Source organism: Myxacorys almedinensis A (assembly GCF_010091945.1).
Classification (GTDB): Bacteria; Cyanobacteriota; Cyanobacteriia; order Leptolyngbyales; family Leptolyngbyaceae; genus Myxacorys; species Myxacorys almedinensis.
This window is the reverse complement of record NZ_WVIE01000002.1, coordinates 115,270-134,106: the sequence shown is the minus strand read 5'-3', so window position 1 is coordinate 134,106 and position 18,837 is coordinate 115,270. Positions and strand designations below refer to the sequence as shown.

The following is an 18,837-nucleotide window of genomic DNA, read 5'->3' as shown; positions in this document are numbered from 1 at the left end:
TCATTCCTCTACACCTTAACCGGAGATTTATCCAGTTCCGAAACGGAGGGCGTCTCTAATACTTCGATTGACTTGCCGGTGATCAGTCTCGCCCCTCGCTTCCGAGTGAAGTAGTTCCACGCCCACTGCACCATAACCACAAGTTTGTTATCAAACTCAATCAGGTAATAAATGTGGGCGACGATCCAAACAAACCAGGCGATGAAGCCAGAAAAGCGTACGAAGCCTAGATCCACCACCGCATCGTTTTGCCCAATGACAGCGAGGCTACCAACGTTACGGTAGATAAAGTTTGGGGTTGCCCGATGCTGAAGCCGAGCCTGAACCAACTGGGCAACGTATTCTCCCTCTTGCATAGCGACGGGTGCCACCCCAGGAAGCGGTGTGCCATCGTGATGATTGAAGTGAGCGAGATCGCCGATCACAAAAATATTGGGATAGTTAGTAAGGCTCAGATCGGGTTCGACTATAACGCGCCCGACGCGATCGAGGGTGGCTTCCGCCCGCCGCTCTAACACGCTGCCCATGGATGAGGCTTTTACACCGGCTGCCCACAAAATGGTCTGAGCAGGGATCGTTTCTGTGGTTTCGCCCTGCTGAATCGTGACGGCATGGGCTTCGATGTGGGTGACTCGCGTGCTGGTTGCCACAGTCACCCCCCGACGGGTAAGTGCCGCCCTCGCCTTCTCGGACAGATCTGATGTAAACGGGGGCAAGACCCGATCGAGTCCTTCTAAGAGGAGAACGCGGGTTTCGCGAGTGTTGATGGTGCGGAAGTCTTGCTTGAGCGTGTTGTATGCCAGATCTGCGATCGCGCCTGCTAGCTCAACCCCTGTCGGTCCGGCACCGACGATCACAAACGTCAACAAGGCTTTGCGCTTTTCAAGATCGGCTTCCTTTTCTGCCGCCTCAAACGCCATAAAAATTTTGCGGCGAATTTCCAGCGCGTCTTCTACCGTTTTGAGACCGGGAGCCGCTGTTTTCCACTGATCGTTGCCAAAATAGTGGTGACTCACCCCCGTTGCAACGATCAGTGTATCGTAGGGGATCATCGATTCTGAGGTAATCACCACTTGCTCGCTGGCGTCAATGTCTACGACTTCTTTCATTAAAACGCGGGCATTTTGCTGCTGGCAGAGAATCGATCGCAAGGGCGAGGAGATGTCTGCCGGGGAAAGCGTCCCTGTTGCCACTTGGTAGAGGAGCGGCTGAAACAGGTGAAAGTTGCGCTTGTCAATCACCGTCACATCTACGTTTTTAGATTTGGCAAACGCTTTTGCAGCATAAAGCCCGCCGAAGCCGCCGCCAATGACGACCACGCGATGAGGCTGAGTTGGGTTGAGTGTTGGGTTGCTCATTGTGAGTTTGGGAGAGAGTAAGACCGACGAGGAGAAAATTATTGCAAAATATTACGCTAATTCTCTTTCTTAGTTTAGTCAGACAAAATCGACCTGTCTAACATGTTTGTTAGGAGAAGGTTATAAATTCAGGGTTTCTCATGCTTAATGCTAGAGTTTGCAGAATCTTTAAAGTCTATAAATTCTTTTCCCATCCTGAGTTTTGAAGGGCGGTTTTACCTAAAATCGCCTACTTATTTTTGTCTAAAAACTTATTATCCGGATTTCAAATCTGACCTTTTCAAACTGCTTTATTGAGGTATTTACTGAACTGATTTATTGAACTCATTGCACGTATAAAATAGCTGAATATTTGCAGGATAAGATTTTAGGGGGATAGGACAAAGCAAACTTTCAGAAGCCTTTTGGCGGAACCCGATCCCTTCAAGCGGTAAGTATAGTAAAGAGCCAACCGAGAAAGACCCTGCTGGGGTGCTTTGTCTGTTTCCTCTGTGTCTAATCCGTGTCTAAAATGAACGCAGTACTGCTGTTCAACATCGCATGACTCAACCGCCGCTACCGCCCCGCCGCTCGTCTGGCACTTCGCGCAAGGTCTCGAAAACCCTGTTGGGTAACGTCAGCCAAGCCGTGAAGACAACGCTGACTAGAATCAATTTTTCTCATCTCAAAATCAAACCTAATGCTCGGATACCAGAGCTTTGGGTGCAAGATGCAGATGCGCCAAAAGCCGAGATCTTTCCATTGTTGGGCGATCGCTACTTGTTGGGGCGCAGTTCTAAGTCATGCGATATTGTGGTGCGGAATCCGGTGGTGAGCCAGGTGCATCTGGTGGTCAAGCGCGATCGCAAGCGCACATTTCTTGGCATTCCCATGCGATCGCACTTTCTAATCCGTGATGAAGACTCCACCAACGGACTCTATCGTGGTAAACGCAAACTCCGCTCAAAAACGCTGTACGATGGCGATGTTCTGACCCTGGGACCGCCAGAGCTTGCCGCTGCTGTGCAGCTTCAGTTCAAAGATCCGATTCCCTGGTATCTCAAAGCGATTCGCTATGGATTGTATGGTCTGACTGGCATTTCAGCTTTGGGGGCACTCATTTTGGGGATCGAGTGGCAACGATTTTCGGTCTACCCGCTGCCGGTGTCGGTTCAAGGACCGGTTGTGGTGTATTCCAGAGACGGAGAGCCGTTGAGAACGCCGCGCACCCAACGCCACGTAGAACAGCCCAACCTGCGAGAATTCTCGCCCTACCTGGCCAAAGCGGTGATGGCGTCTGAAGATTCTCGCTTTTATTGGCATATTGGTGTCGATCCGATTGGCACCAGTCGGGCTTTAGTCACCAACATCCGAGGCGGCGAAATTTTGGAAGGGGGCAGCACCATTACCCAGCAACTTGCCCGAAATGTGTTTAGCGATTATGTGGGGCGGCAAGACTCGGCGGGTCGCAAACTTCGAGAAGTGATCGTTGCCCTCAAATTAGAAACGGTGTACAGCAAAGATTATTTGATGCTGAACTATCTCAACCGGGTTTATCTTGGGAGCGGCATCTATGGGTTTGAAGATGCGGCTCAATTTTACTTTGGGAAATCCTCGAAAGATCTCGACTTGTCCGAAGCGGCAACCCTGGTCGGAATTTTGCCTGCGCCCAACAGTTTCAACCCTGTTCGCAGTTATAAAAGCGCCGTAGAATATCGCGATCGCGTGATTGCTCGGATGGCAGAACAAGGCATGGTGTCGCAGGAAGAGGCTCAGCGTGCTCGGCGATCGCGGCTCGAAATTAGCCCCTCTGCCCGTCAAGAGTTGACCAGTACGATCGCGCCTTACTACTACAGTGCTGTGTTTGATGAACTCAACGAGTTGCTGGGGGGAGATTTAGCCAAAGAAGGAAATTTTATCGTTGAAACCGGACTCGACAAAGGCATGCAAACTGCTGCCGAGAGTAACTTACGGAACACGATCGCAACTCAGGGCGCACAGGCTGGGTTTTCTCAAGGAGCCGTCGTCACCCTGGATGCTAAAACGGGCGATGTCATGGCGCTAGTGGGCGGCATCGACTATGCAGAAAGCCAGTTCAATCGGGCAACCCAGGCCCTCCGGCAACCGGGATCGACGTTCAAGATTTTTGCTTACGCCAGCGCGATCTCGCAGGGCATTTCTCCGGATGCCTCCTTTTCCTGTGCGCCCTTGTCTTGGGGTGGGCAAACGTTTGATGGCTGCCGATCGGGCGGCGGCGGTATGGATGTCACCACTGCTGTCGTGCGATCGGAAAATGTGGTGGCGCTGCGGGTGGCGCAAGAAGTCGGACTCAATCAAGTCGTCGATACGGCTCGGAAAATGGGCATTCGCTCAGATCTCAACGCTGTACCTGGCTTGGTGCTGGGGCAAAGCGAAGTCACGCCTTTAGAACTGACAGGCGCGTTTGGCGTTTTAGCCAATCAGGGTGTGCAAAATCGTCCCCACACGATTAAACGCATTCTCGACAGTAGCGATTGCCAGACTCGTGAGGATCTCAGCACTTGCCGAGTGATTTACCGCGCTGATCAAGATGGAGAAAATAATGTTCCTGCGATCGCACCTGAGGTTGCAAACACGATGACGTCGATCCTGCAAGGCGTGGTTCGTTCTGGAACCGGACAGAATGCTGCCCTGGGATTGGGAGAAGCTGGCAAAACCGGAACAACGAACGACAATATAGATTTATGGTTTGTTGGTTATATACCAAATCGTGCTCTTGTGACTGGGGTTTGGTTGGGCAACGATGAAAACACACCAACGGGCGGAGACAGTGGTATCGCTGCTCAGTTATGGGGGAACTATATGAAACAAGTTGCTCGCTAAGGTTCCGAAATGGCACAGGGCGCTTTAACACTCGAAGGATTGAATCTTAGACGGTTGAATCTCACACTGCCAAAGTAGGGTGGTTTACCGTTAGATTTAACGTAAATGTAACGTCGCTGCTGCCATTGGCGTTTCTGTGTTTTTGTCTGCTTAAAAAGATATAGTGCCCTAGAGACTGTTGCGATCGCAAAGCCCGATCATTGCCTGATCATTGCCCGATTCTCGTACCAAATTAATCTGTAAATGCTACAGACCTGCGACTTCCCCCAACCCCGCCTTAGTCAGGAGAGGAGCCGGAAAAGCCCCTCCTGACCCAGGGGGGATGCCGTAGGCAGGGGGTCGAGAATCTGTCGCAGTGAGAAATCAATTGGGTATTGAACTCCCGTCTAGCGATCGCTTTGAGATTTGCCAGATTTGATACTAAAAATAACTTCTGCCTTGAGGTAGATTGTCGAAACTCTTTTCTAAATTTTTAATGAAAAGAACCGCAATTTACGTGTGTGATTCCTGGCTGTTCAGCAGAGCTTTATGAAATCTTCGGTGCAGATGCCAACTCCTCGATTCGGTGCAAAATTTTCTAAACCTAGCAACCCATTGACTGTGAAAGCGATGCCGTATGCTCTATTCAGCACCATTCCTCCCGAACGCATCGGGCTGAATGGGGAATATGATCACAATGGTTTGTCAAAGCGAGTCATGGCTGCCTTTGAGGCAAACGTTGCGATCGCAGCGCTAGAAGACCTGCGCGTGACCCAGCGTGGGCGAGTGGTGATCTTGATGGGACGGCTACCTCAGGCTCAAATTTTAAGTCAGTTGGTCAATATTGCCCTGAGCGTAGAGGGCACAGGCGATGTTGAAACCACTGGAATTAGAATTGGTTAACGTTATGGATGAACGTCGGCTAGGACGGTTTCACACCATACTCTCAAAGCACAATCTCAAAATACAATTTCAAAGTCATTGCCGTATGCAGCTTTGAGATTGAATGTCTCGTGGTCAGTCAGGTTAGTGTCGCTGAGTTCTAGATTGTAGAAGTCGATCACATCGGTAGTGAAATAGGGTCCTGCGTGCCATGTGCCAATGTTGAGTTTGATAAAGCAGTCTCCCGGAATTCTAAACGCTGCGATCGCGCCTAGATCTGGTTGAGCCTCGGCACTGGGCGGCGCAACAGCTAGCAGCCAATCTTTTCCTTGCAGAGCGCCAAGGCACTGGGTGCAGCGTTGATGGCGAGTGATGCGATCGAAGGTGCATCCCCGGTGCTGAAGGCGCATGATGTAAAACCGAGGAATGCCATTTTGTAGACGCAACTGGGCATCGTCTTTGCCGTAAGGTGCGCCGTCCTCAGAAGCGCAAATGAGTTGCCCAAAGGGGCGAAACGCTGCTGAGGTGATCCAAGCAGCTTGAAGGGAATGAGTGGTCATCAGGATTTGTCTCTTCAGGATTTGTCTCTAATGCGGCATCTCTAGCTTATGCTTCACAACTCCACGGGATGCTGTCCGTAGAACGGTAGAACATCTGACCAGTCAGGCTGTTGACCTGCTCTTTGTGCTTGATAGGCAAGTTCTAAAACGCCGACTACAAACTGACCTTGAGCAGGTTCAGCCTCGATTAGGTGGTACTGATCCAATTTGGCTAACGTTGCTCGCCATGCGTCCTCAGACATCACGGCATCAGGGTGCAAGATCGTCAACTGATTGCCTGAGAATTGGTAAATGCCTGTGAACAGTTGCCCTCGTTGCGCCGCCATTTGAACCGCAATAATCGGATGAGTCGCCGAGTGTGATTCTTGCTGAGCGATGTTTTGGTATTTGGCAAAGCCGTTTTTCCCGAAGTTGCGCTTTGCGCTAATCGCGGCTAAGCTCGATACTCCATACAACGGGATCTGCAACTGTTGCGCCAATGTTCTAGCCAGCACTACCCCGATGCGGGTTCCGGTAAATCCGCCAGGTCCGATCGCCACTGCGATCGCGCTTAAATCTGCCCAAGTTTGCGGTTTAAGAAACGCTTCAAGGTGATGATGCAAAAGGGTTGACTGTTCTCGCCCCAAATGCCAAACCTGCTGCCGAGTCTCTCCGGCACCATCTGAAATTGCCAATCCTAAATCGGGGCTGCTGGTATGAATCGCGAGGGTGTAACGGGATGACATTAAACGGATTTAGAGTTAGAGGATTGGGTTTTGTCGATGATGGCTTGCCGAAATCCGAGGACAACCAGGATATTCGACAGGGTGAGAAAGAATTCTGCCCCGCCGTGCAGCCAATCAATGTTGGCGAGTTGGTCTCCATAGGCGACCTTTGCGTAAATGCCTGCTGGAATAGTGACGGCTACAAAGATAAGCAGCATGTAGAAGCCGATCAGGGCGAGTTTGGGCGTTTTGCCAGAGCGAGTGAGAAACCAGAGGAAGGCAAGATAGGGAAAGAGAGAAAGGGCGAAGAGAGTTTCCTTAGACATGGCAGATACGAGGGGAATGGGGGTCATCGTTCTTCTACTTTTTTGCTGCTGCGCCAGATCCACCATGCCGCGATCGCAACGGTAGAGTTTCCGATAACCGTCATCGCCGCCTGCACGGTGACGAGCCAATCGAGGGTGGGGGTATTGTCGAAAAAGTGCCAAGTGCAGGCACACATGGCGCTGACTAAGGCAGGCAGCATGCCAAACGAGAGCGCCCTCCAGGTTGGATCGCCGCTCACCTCGGCATAGCGCCAAATCAGCACGATTGCCGCGATCCATTCAATCACGCTAGAGACATGAATCACCCAGGTTGGAATCGAAAGCGCGTGCATAACGTTAAAAAATGGGGTTGGAGAATTGGGATCAAGGATAGTGTAAGGTTTGAGGAACCCTATCACTCTTTTATCATGCGGGCTGTTTTGTGTGGCTACTATGGCATGGGAAATGGCGGCGACGAAGCCTTGCTTGCCTCATTACTGCAACTGTTGCCTCCTGGCATAGAGCCGATCGTGCTGTCTGGTAGCCCTCACCAAACCCGCGATCGCTATCGGGTCGAATGCTGCGATCGCAAATCTTTTAAAGCCGTATTCCGTGCCCTCCGAACGTCTGATTTGTTTATTTGGGGAGGCGGCAGTCTAATTCAAGATGCGACTAGTGCGCTGAGTCCGATGTATTACATGGGATTAATGGCACTCGCTCAAATGATGGGACTCAAAACGATCGCATGGGCACAGGGCATTGGTCCGATTCGTCGCTCGTTTAATCGCTGGTCGGCAAAACAGGTGTTTCGCAACTGTTCATCCGTGAGTGTGCGCGATCGCGGTTCGGCAGCGCTGTTGCACGAGTGGAAGATTCCGTTTCTACTTGCGCCCGATCCGGTGTGGGTACTAGAGTCAACGCCTGTCGAAGGATTGTGGGATTTGCCTGCGCCGAGAGTCGCGGTGAACTTGCGATCGCACCGTTTGCTCACGCCTGAGCGGCTCAATGTTCTGACCCGCGCCTTGATCGACTTTCAAAAAGCAACCCAGGTGTGTGTGCTGCTGGTTCCCTTTCAGGCGAGCCAAGACTTAGCGATCGCGCAAGCGATCCAGCCGCAACTACCTGGAGAAAGCCGCATTCTCCTGCTCGACGATCCGCAGGTGCTCAAGGGGGTGTTTCGTGGCGTAGAAATGGCGATCGCGATGCGGCTGCATGGCGTGATCATGGCAGCCGCAGAAGGCTGTCGCTGTTTTGCCCTCAGCTATGATCCCAAGGTCAGCCACCTGATGGCGGAATTAGAATTACCGGGCTATGAGCTTGCAGAACTGCCAGAAGCTGCCGATCAAATTAGCCACGCTTGGCTAGAGGTGTATGCCAACGGAGATGCCCTCTCCGCCGATCAGCGGCAATCGCTTGTCGATCGCGCGTCTATGCATCAAGAAATCTTAAGAGTCACCGCATGATCTATTTTTATAAAATTTCCGATAAAATCTTGGTTTGGTGGCAATAGCGTTCGTTGTCAGCTTGACAGAATTTTTTCAGAATATGCTCTATTATCTCGAACTGTCGTTATAACTAATAGCTAAGTCAATAGCTAAGTCTCGGTCAAAGAGTCTAATCTAAACACGGCGTTTTTTCAGGTTTTAAAAGCAATGAGTGAAGCTGAAATCCCAACCAACTCCTCTAATAATTTGTTTGAGTCCAATCCTGCTCAGGACGCTTCTCAGCCCATTGAGGAAGGGATTCTCACCCCAGATCTTCATGCTCAACCGTTGCAGGATCAGACCGACGGAGAATGGTCATCGGTGGATTGCCCTGACGCGATTCCAGTAGATGCTATTCCTCACGCCGCAGACCTCGATCGCATCCACGCTCTAGAGCAGCAACACCAGGGCTTGCAAGAGCGCATTGCTGATTTACAAACCGCACTCCATCATTCTGAAGCGCTACGGAAAAGTGAGACAGAACGGTTAGAAACTCTGGCAGGCGCGCAGTATGCTCAAGCTCAGCAGCGATCGCGCGAGCATGTGTCTTTGATTGCAAAATTACGCCGAGATTTAGACGTTGCCAAGCAGCGCATTCAAGACCAAGACGCGCAGATGACGCAGCACACGCAAGAGTTTGCCATTGCTCAAGAGCATCTGACTCAGCTTTTTCAGGAACTAGAACACGCCCATCAGAGCGCCCAAAAGCAGCAAATTCTTGTGGAAACCCTCACAGATCAGCTTGAATCGAGCCAAGAGCGAGTGGCTCAACTTGAGCGAGAATGTGCGATCGCACAGCAGTGTTACAGCGAGCAGACCCAAGGCACCCGCCAAGCTGAACTGTTGTGCCGGGATCTGCGATCGCGCCTCCATCGACAGCAGCGCTACACCTTGCAGTTTAAAGCTGCCCTTGAAAAGTGTTTGGATGTGCCCGCCCATCAGGTAGAGGAGGTTGAACCTGCGATCGCAGAGTCGGCTTCTCCCTTCGCAGAGGCTCCCGTTTCTTTTGTGAAGGCCCAACCCGTGCAGCCGTGGTCAGCGTCTCCCGGCTTCCCCGCGTTTGATGAAGAGTTTGAGGCAACCTTAGAACAAGACCCCCTCCCCCCGCGAGACCCGCAAGAATGGACGGCGGCATCTCTCTTGGCAGAAGCAGATTGGATGACAGAGCCACTGCCCGATGAATCTGAGCAAGACCCTGATTTTCCGCAAAGCACACCTGCTCAAGCATCGCCCGATCCAATGAGCGCTCTGCACGACCTTGAAAACGAACTAGGGCGAGATTGGCTGCGGCAAACTCCGGCAGATCAGGTGATTGCCCCCATCCCCAAAGCAAACGCCCTCAGCTACACGATCAAACGCGCCTCTTCAGAACTCGCCGATCTCCAGCGTGGGATTCAATTGTTTCATCCGCCGGAGATGCCTCCCGCTATTCGACAGGCTCCTCTATCTCGATCCTTAGCGGCTGATTCGCCTGTGGAAGTCACGCAGGATGCTCAACAGGATGCTCAACAGGATGCTCAATGCCATAGCGCTCAACCTTATGATGCTGAACCTTACGCTGAACCTTACGCTGCTCAAAGGTCGATATCTGAAGCATCGGCGGATCAATTTGTGGCAGAAGGCTTAGCCGACCAATTGGATGAACCCGATGCCGATGGGGCTGACCTTGCCTACAGCGACGAACAACCGACCGTAGAAGGGGTGCCCACCTCTGATGCTTCTACCGATCGGCTAGCGGCGATCGCGACGGAAGAAAGCCCGTTTGCTCCAGACGATCAGCCCATGGCTCAAGGGTCGTCTCCGTTCATCACGCTCGGTGCGTCTAGGCAGCCGTCTATGCGGTCAGAAGCATCTGTCACAGAGACTTTTACTAGAGAGGGTGCGCCATCGCCAGTGGTTTACCCAGCGCGATCGCAAAAAAAGCTTCCGTCTCTGGCAGATGTTGATCTCCCCTCGTTTCCTAGAAAAGCAGTGCGCTAACCATCGCAGATTAAATCCCTTCAGAGAAGTTGGACGGTCTCAAGCTTGTGACTGTGAATTGAGTTGAAGACTCCCCTAGCTGTTAAAACAACGGCAGGTTAAACACTAGCCCCGCTCCGAAAATAAAGCCGTTAAAATCAATCCGGCGATCAGAAGAATTGCCAAAGCTAAATCCTGTAAAAACGTTCACCTGACTGCTGCGATTGAGCGCATAACTCAGTCGCCCAACAATCTGGTTAAACAGGTCATCTCGCGATTGTTGGGTGAAATGCGACCACGCGACTTGATAATCGATCGCGGTCTGAAGTTTTGGCGTAACATCGTAACTCAGCGATGCGGTGAGGGAGTTGATCAGGCGGCTGCGATCGTTGGGGTCGGCAAAACTCAACCGAAACTGATAGAACGTATTCAGCGTCAGCTTAGGAGCGATCGGATCGCGGCGGCTCAACTCAATGCGGAGAGCGTGATCATTGAGAAAGCGATCGCCACTAAAAAACGATCGTAACCCTTCTTTTGCATTAAAAAGTTGCTGATTGCTCCAGCCAATCTCCCCAGACATCCGAGAGGTGAGTTGATGAAACACGCCTGCTCGAAACCGCAACTCATCGTAGTTGAGAAAGCCACCACTGCCTGGGCGGGTAGAGCCAAGAGAGGTATAGCGGATCAAGTTCGTATCGATCGACGTGACGAGGAAGGTCTTCGGTCCTAATCGCGGCGCATAAAAAAGGGTTGCCCCAGCGCGAATCAGCCCATCATCAACGGGGTCAACGCCAGAAAACACATTTGTTGTGCGAAAGTAATCGATCCGCGATAGCAAGAAAACCGAAGCTGGCTTGGGCGCAGCAGGAAGGGTAGGAAGTTGCGGAACCGTGTCTTCTTGTAGCCTTAATGTCCCCAATTCTGGATCGGCGGCTCCATCAATCGATTGAGCATTGAGACCTTGTTCGATCGCGCCCAGTTCGTCGGTTTCTGGCTCTGGAACAACCCGCAGGGTTCCTAATTCGTCAGTTTGTCCTAGCTCTGGGGCAACCCGCAGGGTTCCTAATTCGTTGGTGGGGCGATCGATCTCAGGCTCAATTCGCAAGATGCCCAATTCCGGATCGCCAGAATCGAGAGACTGCGCTACTGATAGGGATGCTGCCTGAGCATTGATCGGGTTCAACTGAGCCTGACCAGGTTGAAACGAGCAGCGCGATTCGCTGGGCAAAACGCCGAACGAGGGCGCGGTTGGTAATGATTGCCAACATGGTGCCGGTCGCGTCGGATGTTGTAGTCGCTGTTTCAGAATCCCTTGACCCACAATTCTAGTCTGGTTAAAGGAGGCTGAGCCGTCGCGCTGATCTGGCTCTAAAGCGAACCGTTCACCAGATGGGGGAGATAGGGTCGCAGAGGATGCTAGAGGAGGAACTAGAGGACGTGCCAAATCAGGGCTGCTTGCGTTCCCTGCGATCGCAGAAGGCAAGGCGTCACTCGGAGGCTCTTGAACGGTGCGATCAGTAGTCAACCACCTGTGTGCCGGTGCAGGGCGTGCCGCTACAGCTTCTCTAAAGCCTGCTTCACGACTCTCTGGGGCACTAGGCGGCGCAAGTCTTACCTCAAGAGTGCCCAGAGCCGCCGCGCCGCTTTGCGGAATCTGCGGAGCCATCGGTATCGGTGCAGACCAAGCAGAACTCGGCATCCCTAGACCAACCCAGAATGCCACTTGACCCAGGGCAATTTTTCCTAGCCATGGCAAACAGGAGAGCGGCTCGTGCCGTTGGCTCTGCGGGGCAAAGATGACCCTGCACGAAGAACGTAGAGAAACCGTGAGGAGGGGCTTATTACGAAAGATTGAATCACAGCCTGTCATGGAACACTCTTGCCTTGTTTCAGCAGCAATAAATAAATCAGGAACGAATGATTTCCGGAACATTTCTATAACTGTTGCATACACAAGTGATACAACGGGAGCTTATCTCTCTGTTTATAAAGAGTTCTTAAAGCTACAGATCGAAAGACGGAAGCCTTTGGGATCAGATGTAAAGTATTGATAAAGATGCAGTCCTGTATTCTCACCTAAAAAGGTCACTCGCATTGTGTCGAGTTCCTGTAAAGTTTAATCGGCAAACCTGCGCTAGATTGAGTTTGATTTTGGAATGAGCTTGATATCTGGTTTGCCTTGTGTCCTCTCTGTCATAGGAGCGTCTATGCCCTCTAAATTGTTCCTAACCGTCACGGCTACCCTATACGGAGTGAGTGCCGCCTTCTTTTCGCTGCCGGTGCGCGCCCAGACAGTGATTCGCTCTGCCGAAGTCCGTGAAGTGGTTCGCCAAGTACGCTTACAGCCGAGAAACCAGGGCTTGCGAGACGCCACCGTGCGAGACAAGATGTTTCCTGAAGATGCCCTCTGGACGTCGAAGCGATCGCGGGCAGGATTACGCTTCAATGATGGATCTTACGCTAGAGTGGGCGAGCTTGCGCTATTTCGGTTTACGCCCGGAACTCGAAATTTTCGCCTAAACAATGGCACAGTGCTACTGCTGATCAAGCCGGGTCAAGGCAGTACCCGGATCGATACCCCCAATGCGTCGGCAGGGGTGAGAGGGTCAGCCCTGTTTGTTCGCTATGACGAGACTACCAAAACCACCCTGGTCGGCGCGCTAACGAACAATCCTGAAGGGCCGATGGAGGTGACGGCGGCGACGGGGGAGAAGCAGTTGTTAGAAGCAGGACAGATGGCGATCGTTGATGCAACCGGGTTCATTCGCCGCTACCGATTTGATATTCCAACGTTTTACGACACAAGTGATATGGCGCGGGGTTTAGATTTGCCCCTCAAAGAGCAACTTAGCCCTGATCCTGCGATCGCGGCGGTTCAGCGAGAAACCGCCGATGCCCTCCGGCAACAAAAGCCGCTTGACCCCATCGCTGTCATTGAAAATCCTAGCAGTACAAAGCTATCGCCCAGTGCAACCCCTCTTTTTAATGGCGGCAATTTAGACACCGTTGCAAAGACAAATGTGCCGCCATCTGCTAACGATACGGTTGGGCGAAAGACTCCAAGTGAGCCGACCCAAACCACAGATGACAAAAAAACAGATTCTCCTGCCACCACCCCAGCCGACCCGCAGCCAACCCAAACTACCGAGCAAAAATCGACTCCGCAAACCACCCCCACCACCCCAGCATCCCCTTCTACTCCATCAGGGAACCCATCCACGCCTGCCACTACCCCGGCAAGCCCTCAGACTGCTCCATCAACTGATCAAACCCCAACCCAGCCAGCTAACCCTGGTGACTCTATCTCCCCTCCTGGGTCAGGTCAATCTAATCCTGGTAATCCCACGCCTCAGCCAGGCGCTAGTCCTCTGCCTGCGCCCGTTACTACCCCCAGTCTTCAACCTGGCTCATCCACGACCCCCAGCCCCCAGCCCATTCAAGCTCCTTCTCGTCAGCTACTAGAATCTGAAGGCGGCACCCCAGCGCTTCAGGAAGGGGCATCACCTGCTAACCCAGTCTCAGAACCTGAGAGTCAACCCCCCCCCTTGGCGACACCTGTTGGGTCGCCGGGGTCAGGAGGGAGCGCCCCTAACCCCGACACGGCTCCCGGTGCAGGGGCATCAACACCTCCCCCCGATGCAGCGCCCAATCCTCAGCCGGTTCAAACTCCGTCTCGCTTGCCCCTTGAGGTCGATGGTGCGCCGGCTGCCCAAAGACAGGTTGAGACCACTCCCGGTTCAGGAAGTAATGCTCCTAATGCAGAAGTCGGATCGCCTCAGCCTGAAGTGGTAACAACTCCCCCGCCTGAGACCGCCCCGACTCCTCAGCCTGAAACAGTGACGCTACCTGTGCCTGAGACGGTGACGGCTCCGACTCCTCAGCCTGAAACGCCTCAACTTGCTCCTAGCTCAGGTGGAGATGCACCATCGGGGGAAGTTGCGCCAACCCCAAACTTACAGCCTACTCAGACTGCGCCTTGACGACTCTGGCAGTTGAGCGTAAAAAGCCCTCTCCTAACCTTGTGCTAAGAGAGGGCTTCAAGTATTGATCTAGAATGTTGCTCTAATGTTGCTCTATGGCGTCCCGAAAGATGGCGTCCCGAAAGCTTTGTTGGGCATCTCGTTAAAGGTTTGTCGCTCTAGATTGATCTGCGTTCGGGAGAATCTAAAACCCGCGTTCTACCGTGATGCACCATCTCAAAGCGTTTTTAGCCCGACGGATGTTAGATTGCCGAATAAATTATTAATCACGGTTACGGTCTACTCGAAACCGATTGACTGCCCTGCTCGGTGTACATGGCTCGGAGTACCAACGCTGGGTCAACCCATTGACCTGTATATTTTAAGCCCCAGTGCAAATGCGGCCCTGTTGTGCGCCCGGTCATGCCGACTCGACCAATTCTCGCCCCGGCTGCGATCGCTTGATTTTCCCGAACCTGAAGCCCTCCTCTGCGATCGCTGATATACCGCCCGCTGCCATCTCTTTCAACGCGCCCTTGCATATGGCAGTAGATATGCACCCACTCCCCAGATTGGATCACAACCGACGTGCCACACGCGCTGTCGTCCGAGATTTCAACGACCTTGCCTGCCCACCAACTGCGAATATAGCTGCCTTCGGGGGCTGCCATATCCAACCCTCGGTGAAACTCTTGGTTGTAACCTCCATCAGGAGACCGGCGATAACCAAAAGGCGAGGTATACCCTTGGAAATTTTCTACCGGAAATGAAGCCCCCTGCCACGACATTGCCTGGGTTCTGGATTCTAGAGCCTTGACGCTGTTTTGGCTTGACCCCAGCGCGATCGCGCTGAGACCACTGATTCCTGCGAGCAGCATCAAGCGCCTAAATGCGGAGCCAGAATGCATCGGAGACGTTTTGATTTGCTTCATCTTACTTCCCATCGTTAAGGACATTCGGGTAGAACTACTGAACTGTCGTGGAAGTGCGTTTAACGGTATAGTAAAGCACAAAAATTAGCGTTCACGACAACTCAACCATCGCCCATTTAACCACAAACAATTTCTAGAGTCCCCGTGATTTCCTCTGTTTTTGGTATCACTAGTTCCGCTTTTTTACGGATGCTTTATAAAATCTTGACTCAAAATAGTCTTAACTTTATCAAGGCAAAAAATAGGGAACCCTTCATAGGATATGCGATCGCGCGATTCCGATTTAGAGTAATCGGTTTCAATTGCAGAAAGAATAATGCATTAGAGCGAAGTTCAGTCAAATGGCTAATGTTGCTAAGCCCAAGTAACGAATTCCATCCGTATTAACCTCAAAGCGGCACGGAAGCACTTCGAGACCCTGAGCGATCGCGGTTCTCAGTAATTGTCCATAGGTTGGGTCAGCAAGATCGCCCGGAGCAAAGCGATCGCAGTCTCCCCGATTGATAAAATAGAGCATCACAGCGCGGGCACTTGGCAGCAGGGCAGTCAGTTCTCGGATATGTTTTTGTCCACGAGTGGTGACGCAATCGGGAAAGAGCGCCAAGGTGTGGGCAGCCCACGTCGTGCTTTTCACCTCAATATAAATAGGTAACTCTCGATTGCCGCTAGTCAGCAGAAAATCGACTCGGCTTTTCTCCTGCCCATAGGGCACTTCGTGCCGAATCTCGCCATAATCGCCCAATTCCGGGAACACAAACTGCTCCAGTGCTCGCTTTATCACCCGATTGGGCAACCCGGTATTGACGCCAACCCACACCGGAGTGCCGTTATCATTGACTTCAACCATTTCCCAGGTGTAAGCCAGTTTTCGGGTCGGACTCGTGCTGTGAGACAGTTGAACACGATGTCCCGGCAAATAAATCCCTGTCATCGGGCCTGTATTCGGGCAGTGAGCCGTAACAATTTCCCCCGAATCAAGCTGCACGTCAGCAAAAAATCGCTTGTAGCGCGTGAGCAACGTTCCAGCGTAAAGCGGAGGGTAGTGGTAAATGAAGGTCATAAAACGGCAAAAGAATGCCTGAGTATTATGGCGGATTCTGGTGTGACAAAGACTAGGGTTGGGACTTTCAGACACTACCAGGTTGGAATGTTTGCATTAAAACAGTTTAGATGTTATCTTTAGATCAGAAAGTACGAGTTAGTATATTTCCCACTCAAACTAGGTTAACTCAAATGATTACTCTACGAAAAGCGATCGCACGGGGACACGCCGACCACGGATGGTTGAACTCTCACCACACCTTTTCGTTTGCTAACTATTACGACCCAAACCACATGGGCTATCGAAGTTTGCGCGTGATCAACGAAGACTGGGTAGCCCCCAGTAAAGGGTTTCCGTCTCATTCTCATCGCGATATGGAAATCATTACTTACGTGCTAGACGGCGCGCTAGAGCACCGCGACAGCATGGGCAACAGTTCGATCATTCGCCCTGGCGAGGTGCAGCGCATGACCGCCGGAACGGGTGTGAGCCACAGCGAGTACAACCACTCCAAGTCTGACGGGGTTCATCTTCTGCAAATTTGGCTGTTGCCTGCTCAGAACAATCTAGAGCCTAGCTACGAGCAGAAAAGCTACAGTTCATCAGAGAAACGCGGCAACCTGCGGCTGATAGCATCTCAAGATGGGCGGGATGGCTCGGTGACGGTTCACCAAGATGTCAATTTCTATGGCACCCTGTTGAATAATGGTGAGCAGGTGACCCATGCCATCAAGCCGGATCGCCATGTGTGGGTTCAAGTTGCCCAAGGTTCGGTTGTGCTCAACGGGCATCTGTTGGCTCAAGGTGACGCAGCAGCACTGGATGACGAAGGCACCCTAGAGCTTGTGGGCAAAGATAACTCAGAGCTTTTGGTGTTTGACTTAGCATAAGAAGCAGTGCGATCGCGGCTCTAACAGAGAGGTGCGATCGCTCTTACTTGAGAGAGTTTTACGGTTGTGATAGCCCAACTACGATCGTCAAAGACACTCGATAAATAACACCCCCCAGGAGAACCTATGGCACTCGGCAGAATGATCGAAGGAAAGTGGACAACCGATTGGAATGAGCGAGACGAAAGCGGAACCTTTAACCGGACACCCACCGCCTTTCGGCACCGGGTAACTGCCGATGGGCCTAGCGGGTTTAAGGCAGAGGCGGGGCGTTATCACCTCTACGTTTCGTTGGCCTGTCCGTGGGCGCATCGTACGCTGATCATGCGATCGCTCAAGGGGCTGACTGATGCGATCGGGGTGTCGATTGTCGATGCTGTTCTCAGCGATCAGGGCTGGATGTTTTCTGATGCACCGGGCGCGATTCCGGATTCGGTCAATCACACGCAATATTTGCAAGAAATTTACCTGAAAGCCGATTCAAAATACACGGGACGCATTACAGTTCCAGTGTTGTGGGATAAGCAAAAAGAAACCATCGTCAATAACGAATCTCGTGAAATTATTCGGATGTTGGATGTAGAGTTTGCAGAATTGTCAACGAAAAAAATAAATCTATATCCACAACATCTACAACAGAAAATAGATGAAGCGATGGATAGGATCTACAACCCAATTAATAATGGGGTTTATCGATCAGGGTTTGCCACTTCTCAAGACGCTTACGAAACAGCCGTTACAGAATTGTTTGAAAATTTAGATCACTGGGAAACGGTTTTGGGTCAGCAGCGTTATTTATGTGGCGATCAAATAACTGAAGCTGATATCTGCATGTTTACCACGCTCTACCGATTCGACTCGGTGTATTACGGTCACTTTAAATGTAACCTACATCGGATTGTAGACTACCCAAATCTCTGGAACTACCTAAAAGATCTGTATCAACATCCAGACATCAAAGTGACGTGCAACTTAGATCATATTAAGCGCCACTATTACATGAGTCAGACGCAAGTTAACCCCAATCAAATTGTGCCAAAGGGTCCAATTATTGATTTTGAAGAACAGCACGATCGAGACCGCTTCGAGGCTCAATCTCGTTCTGCTGCCTAAGGTATAACTGGGTTTGGGCGAGGTCTGCACTGCCCATAGAGCATCTCGCCCACTGATTTCTAGCTCTCCTTTTTTGGGTTTCTGACCACGCTGTATATTTTTAACTAGTGTTCTAGCTAATATTCTCTATAGCATCACTGATATCCAAACTGTAGCGTTGCTTTTAGCGACATTCAATTTGTAATTTGAATATCTTGGCAGTGTTGAACAAATCCTTCCTTTGCTCTGTAGCATGGCAAGCTGTTGCTCTCCTCGCTCGATAAATGACACGTTAGAATTTATTGTCGCCTTTGCGATCGCATTACCACGCCAAACAATGCGCCAAAACAATCCCCCGAAATAAACCCACCCCCGAAATAAACCCATTGGCTAACCTATCAACGCCAACCCCGCTAGATTTCAATCTGCCCAGCCGATATCTAAGTCCGTCTGCTCTGGGCTGCCCGGAAACACCGGGCGTGCAAGAGACGAAACCTGCCGTTGTCGCAGTGCCGATTCCTGGCGACTGAGATTAGACTCAGATGAATTCGACTGAGCCGCCAGTTTTGCTGACTGGGGTTCTGGCTTTTGTTGAGTCTCTTTGAGCGCTTTGTTGTCGTCGATTAATTTCTGATTTGCTTCTGCAAGGCTCACTGCCGCTTTTTGCGCCTTTTCTAACTCGGTTTGGAGGGTGCTGGATTTTTCCAAACTTTTCTGCAATTTTTCAGTGGTTGCTTTTTGCTCATCAAGTTGAATTTGCAATTGCTCAGTTGCTTTTTGCGCCTTTTCTAACTCGGTTTGGAGGGTGCTGGATTTTTCCAAACTTTTCTGCAATTTTTCAGTGGTTGCT

Annotated in this window: 16 protein-coding genes; 7 read left to right on the top strand and 9 right to left on the bottom strand. The window is 51.5% G+C overall.

Going from position 1 to position 18,837, the window contains the following annotated elements:
- Positions 1-8 precede the first annotated feature (8 nt).
- Positions 9-1,358 carry an NAD(P)/FAD-dependent oxidoreductase gene (locus GS601_RS02165; RefSeq protein ID WP_162421617.1) on the bottom strand — a complete coding sequence of 450 codons (1,350 nt, stop codon included), beginning with the start codon at positions 1,356-1,358 and terminating at the stop codon, positions 9-11.
- 540 nt (positions 1,359-1,898) lie between these two features.
- Between GS601_RS02165 and GS601_RS02160 the strand changes: the two genes are divergently transcribed.
- Both GS601_RS02160 and GS601_RS02155 read left to right on the top strand, forming a co-directional pair.
- Positions 1,899-4,199, top strand: coding sequence for a PBP1A family penicillin-binding protein (locus GS601_RS02160; protein ID WP_162421616.1), 2,301 nt, complete (start codon positions 1,899-1,901; stop codon positions 4,197-4,199).
- Between the two features lie 528 nt (positions 4,200-4,727).
- A complete protein-coding gene (locus GS601_RS02155; RefSeq protein WP_162421615.1) occupies positions 4,728-5,081 on the top strand; it encodes a hypothetical protein in 354 nt (117 codons plus the stop codon).
- A gap of 56 nt (positions 5,082-5,137) precedes the next feature.
- Here the strand turns inward: GS601_RS02155 and GS601_RS02150 are convergent, their stop codons facing one another.
- The 4 genes from GS601_RS02150 to GS601_RS02135 are packed head-to-tail and all read right to left on the bottom strand — an operon-like array spanning position 5,138 to position 6,982.
- Positions 5,138-5,620 carry an ureidoglycolate lyase gene (locus tag GS601_RS02150; protein ID WP_162421614.1) on the bottom strand — a complete coding sequence of 161 codons (483 nt, stop codon included), beginning with the start codon at positions 5,618-5,620 and terminating at the stop codon, positions 5,138-5,140.
- A 53-nt stretch (positions 5,621-5,673) separates the two neighbouring features.
- Complete coding sequence (gene tsaB, locus GS601_RS02145; RefSeq protein ID WP_162421613.1) at positions 5,674-6,345, bottom strand: tRNA (adenosine(37)-N6)-threonylcarbamoyltransferase complex dimerization subunit type 1 TsaB; 672 nt, start codon at positions 6,343-6,345, stop codon at positions 5,674-5,676.
- A complete protein-coding gene (locus GS601_RS02140; protein WP_162421612.1) occupies positions 6,345-6,650 on the bottom strand; it encodes a DUF3593 domain-containing protein in 306 nt (101 codons plus the stop codon). The genes tsaB and GS601_RS02140 overlap by 1 nt, the downstream gene beginning before the upstream one ends.
- A 23-nt stretch (positions 6,651-6,673) precedes the next feature.
- On the bottom strand, positions 6,674-6,982 hold the full coding sequence (locus GS601_RS02135; RefSeq protein ID WP_162421611.1) for a DUF2499 domain-containing protein: 309 nt from the start codon (positions 6,980-6,982) through the stop codon (positions 6,674-6,676).
- Between the two features lie 75 nt (positions 6,983-7,057).
- Here GS601_RS02135 and csaB point away from each other — a divergent pair, with 75 nt between their 5' ends.
- Together csaB and GS601_RS02125 are read left to right on the top strand one after the other, a co-directional pair.
- Positions 7,058-8,092: a polysaccharide pyruvyl transferase CsaB gene (gene csaB, locus GS601_RS02130; RefSeq protein ID WP_162421610.1), complete on the top strand. Its 1,035-nt coding sequence runs from the start codon at positions 7,058-7,060 to the stop codon at positions 8,090-8,092.
- Between the two features lie 189 nt (positions 8,093-8,281).
- Positions 8,282-10,093 carry a coiled-coil domain-containing protein gene (locus tag GS601_RS02125; RefSeq protein WP_162421609.1) on the top strand — a complete coding sequence of 604 codons (1,812 nt, stop codon included), beginning with the start codon at positions 8,282-8,284 and terminating at the stop codon, positions 10,091-10,093.
- 82 nt (positions 10,094-10,175) lie between these two features.
- Here the strand turns inward: GS601_RS02125 and GS601_RS02120 are convergent, their stop codons facing one another.
- The gene (locus tag GS601_RS02120; RefSeq protein ID WP_162421608.1) at positions 10,176-11,942 is read right to left on the bottom strand and encodes a hypothetical protein; all 1,767 of its coding nucleotides are present in this window, start codon (positions 11,940-11,942) and stop codon (positions 10,176-10,178) included.
- Positions 11,943-12,279: 337 nt separating this feature from the next.
- Between GS601_RS02120 and GS601_RS02115 the strand changes: the two genes are divergently transcribed.
- A complete protein-coding gene (locus GS601_RS02115) occupies positions 12,280-14,052 on the top strand; it encodes a FecR domain-containing protein (RefSeq protein WP_162421607.1) in 1,773 nt (590 codons plus the stop codon).
- 272 nt (positions 14,053-14,324) lie between these two features.
- Here GS601_RS02115 and GS601_RS02110 read toward each other — a convergent pair whose 3' ends face one another.
- Both GS601_RS02110 and sfsA read right to left on the bottom strand, forming a co-directional pair.
- On the bottom strand, positions 14,325-14,987 hold the full coding sequence (locus tag GS601_RS02110) for a M23 family metallopeptidase (RefSeq protein WP_238392903.1): 663 nt from the start codon (positions 14,985-14,987) through the stop codon (positions 14,325-14,327).
- 313 nt (positions 14,988-15,300) lie between these two features.
- Positions 15,301-16,023, bottom strand: coding sequence for a DNA/RNA nuclease SfsA (sfsA, locus tag GS601_RS02105; protein WP_162421606.1), 723 nt, complete (start codon positions 16,021-16,023; stop codon positions 15,301-15,303).
- 173 nt (positions 16,024-16,196) lie between these two features.
- Here sfsA and GS601_RS02100 point away from each other — a divergent pair, with 173 nt between their 5' ends.
- A complete protein-coding gene (locus GS601_RS02100; RefSeq protein ID WP_162421605.1) occupies positions 16,197-16,895 on the top strand; it encodes a pirin family protein in 699 nt (232 codons plus the stop codon).
- A gap of 126 nt (positions 16,896-17,021) precedes the next feature.
- On the top strand, positions 17,022-18,008 hold the full coding sequence (locus tag GS601_RS02095; RefSeq protein ID WP_162421604.1) for a glutathione S-transferase family protein: 987 nt from the start codon (positions 17,022-17,024) through the stop codon (positions 18,006-18,008).
- Between the two features lie 399 nt (positions 18,009-18,407).
- Here the strand turns inward: GS601_RS02095 and GS601_RS02090 are convergent.
- Positions 18,408-18,837: hypothetical protein (locus tag GS601_RS02090; protein ID WP_238392902.1), on the bottom strand; the 430-nt coding region annotated here is incomplete at its 5' end.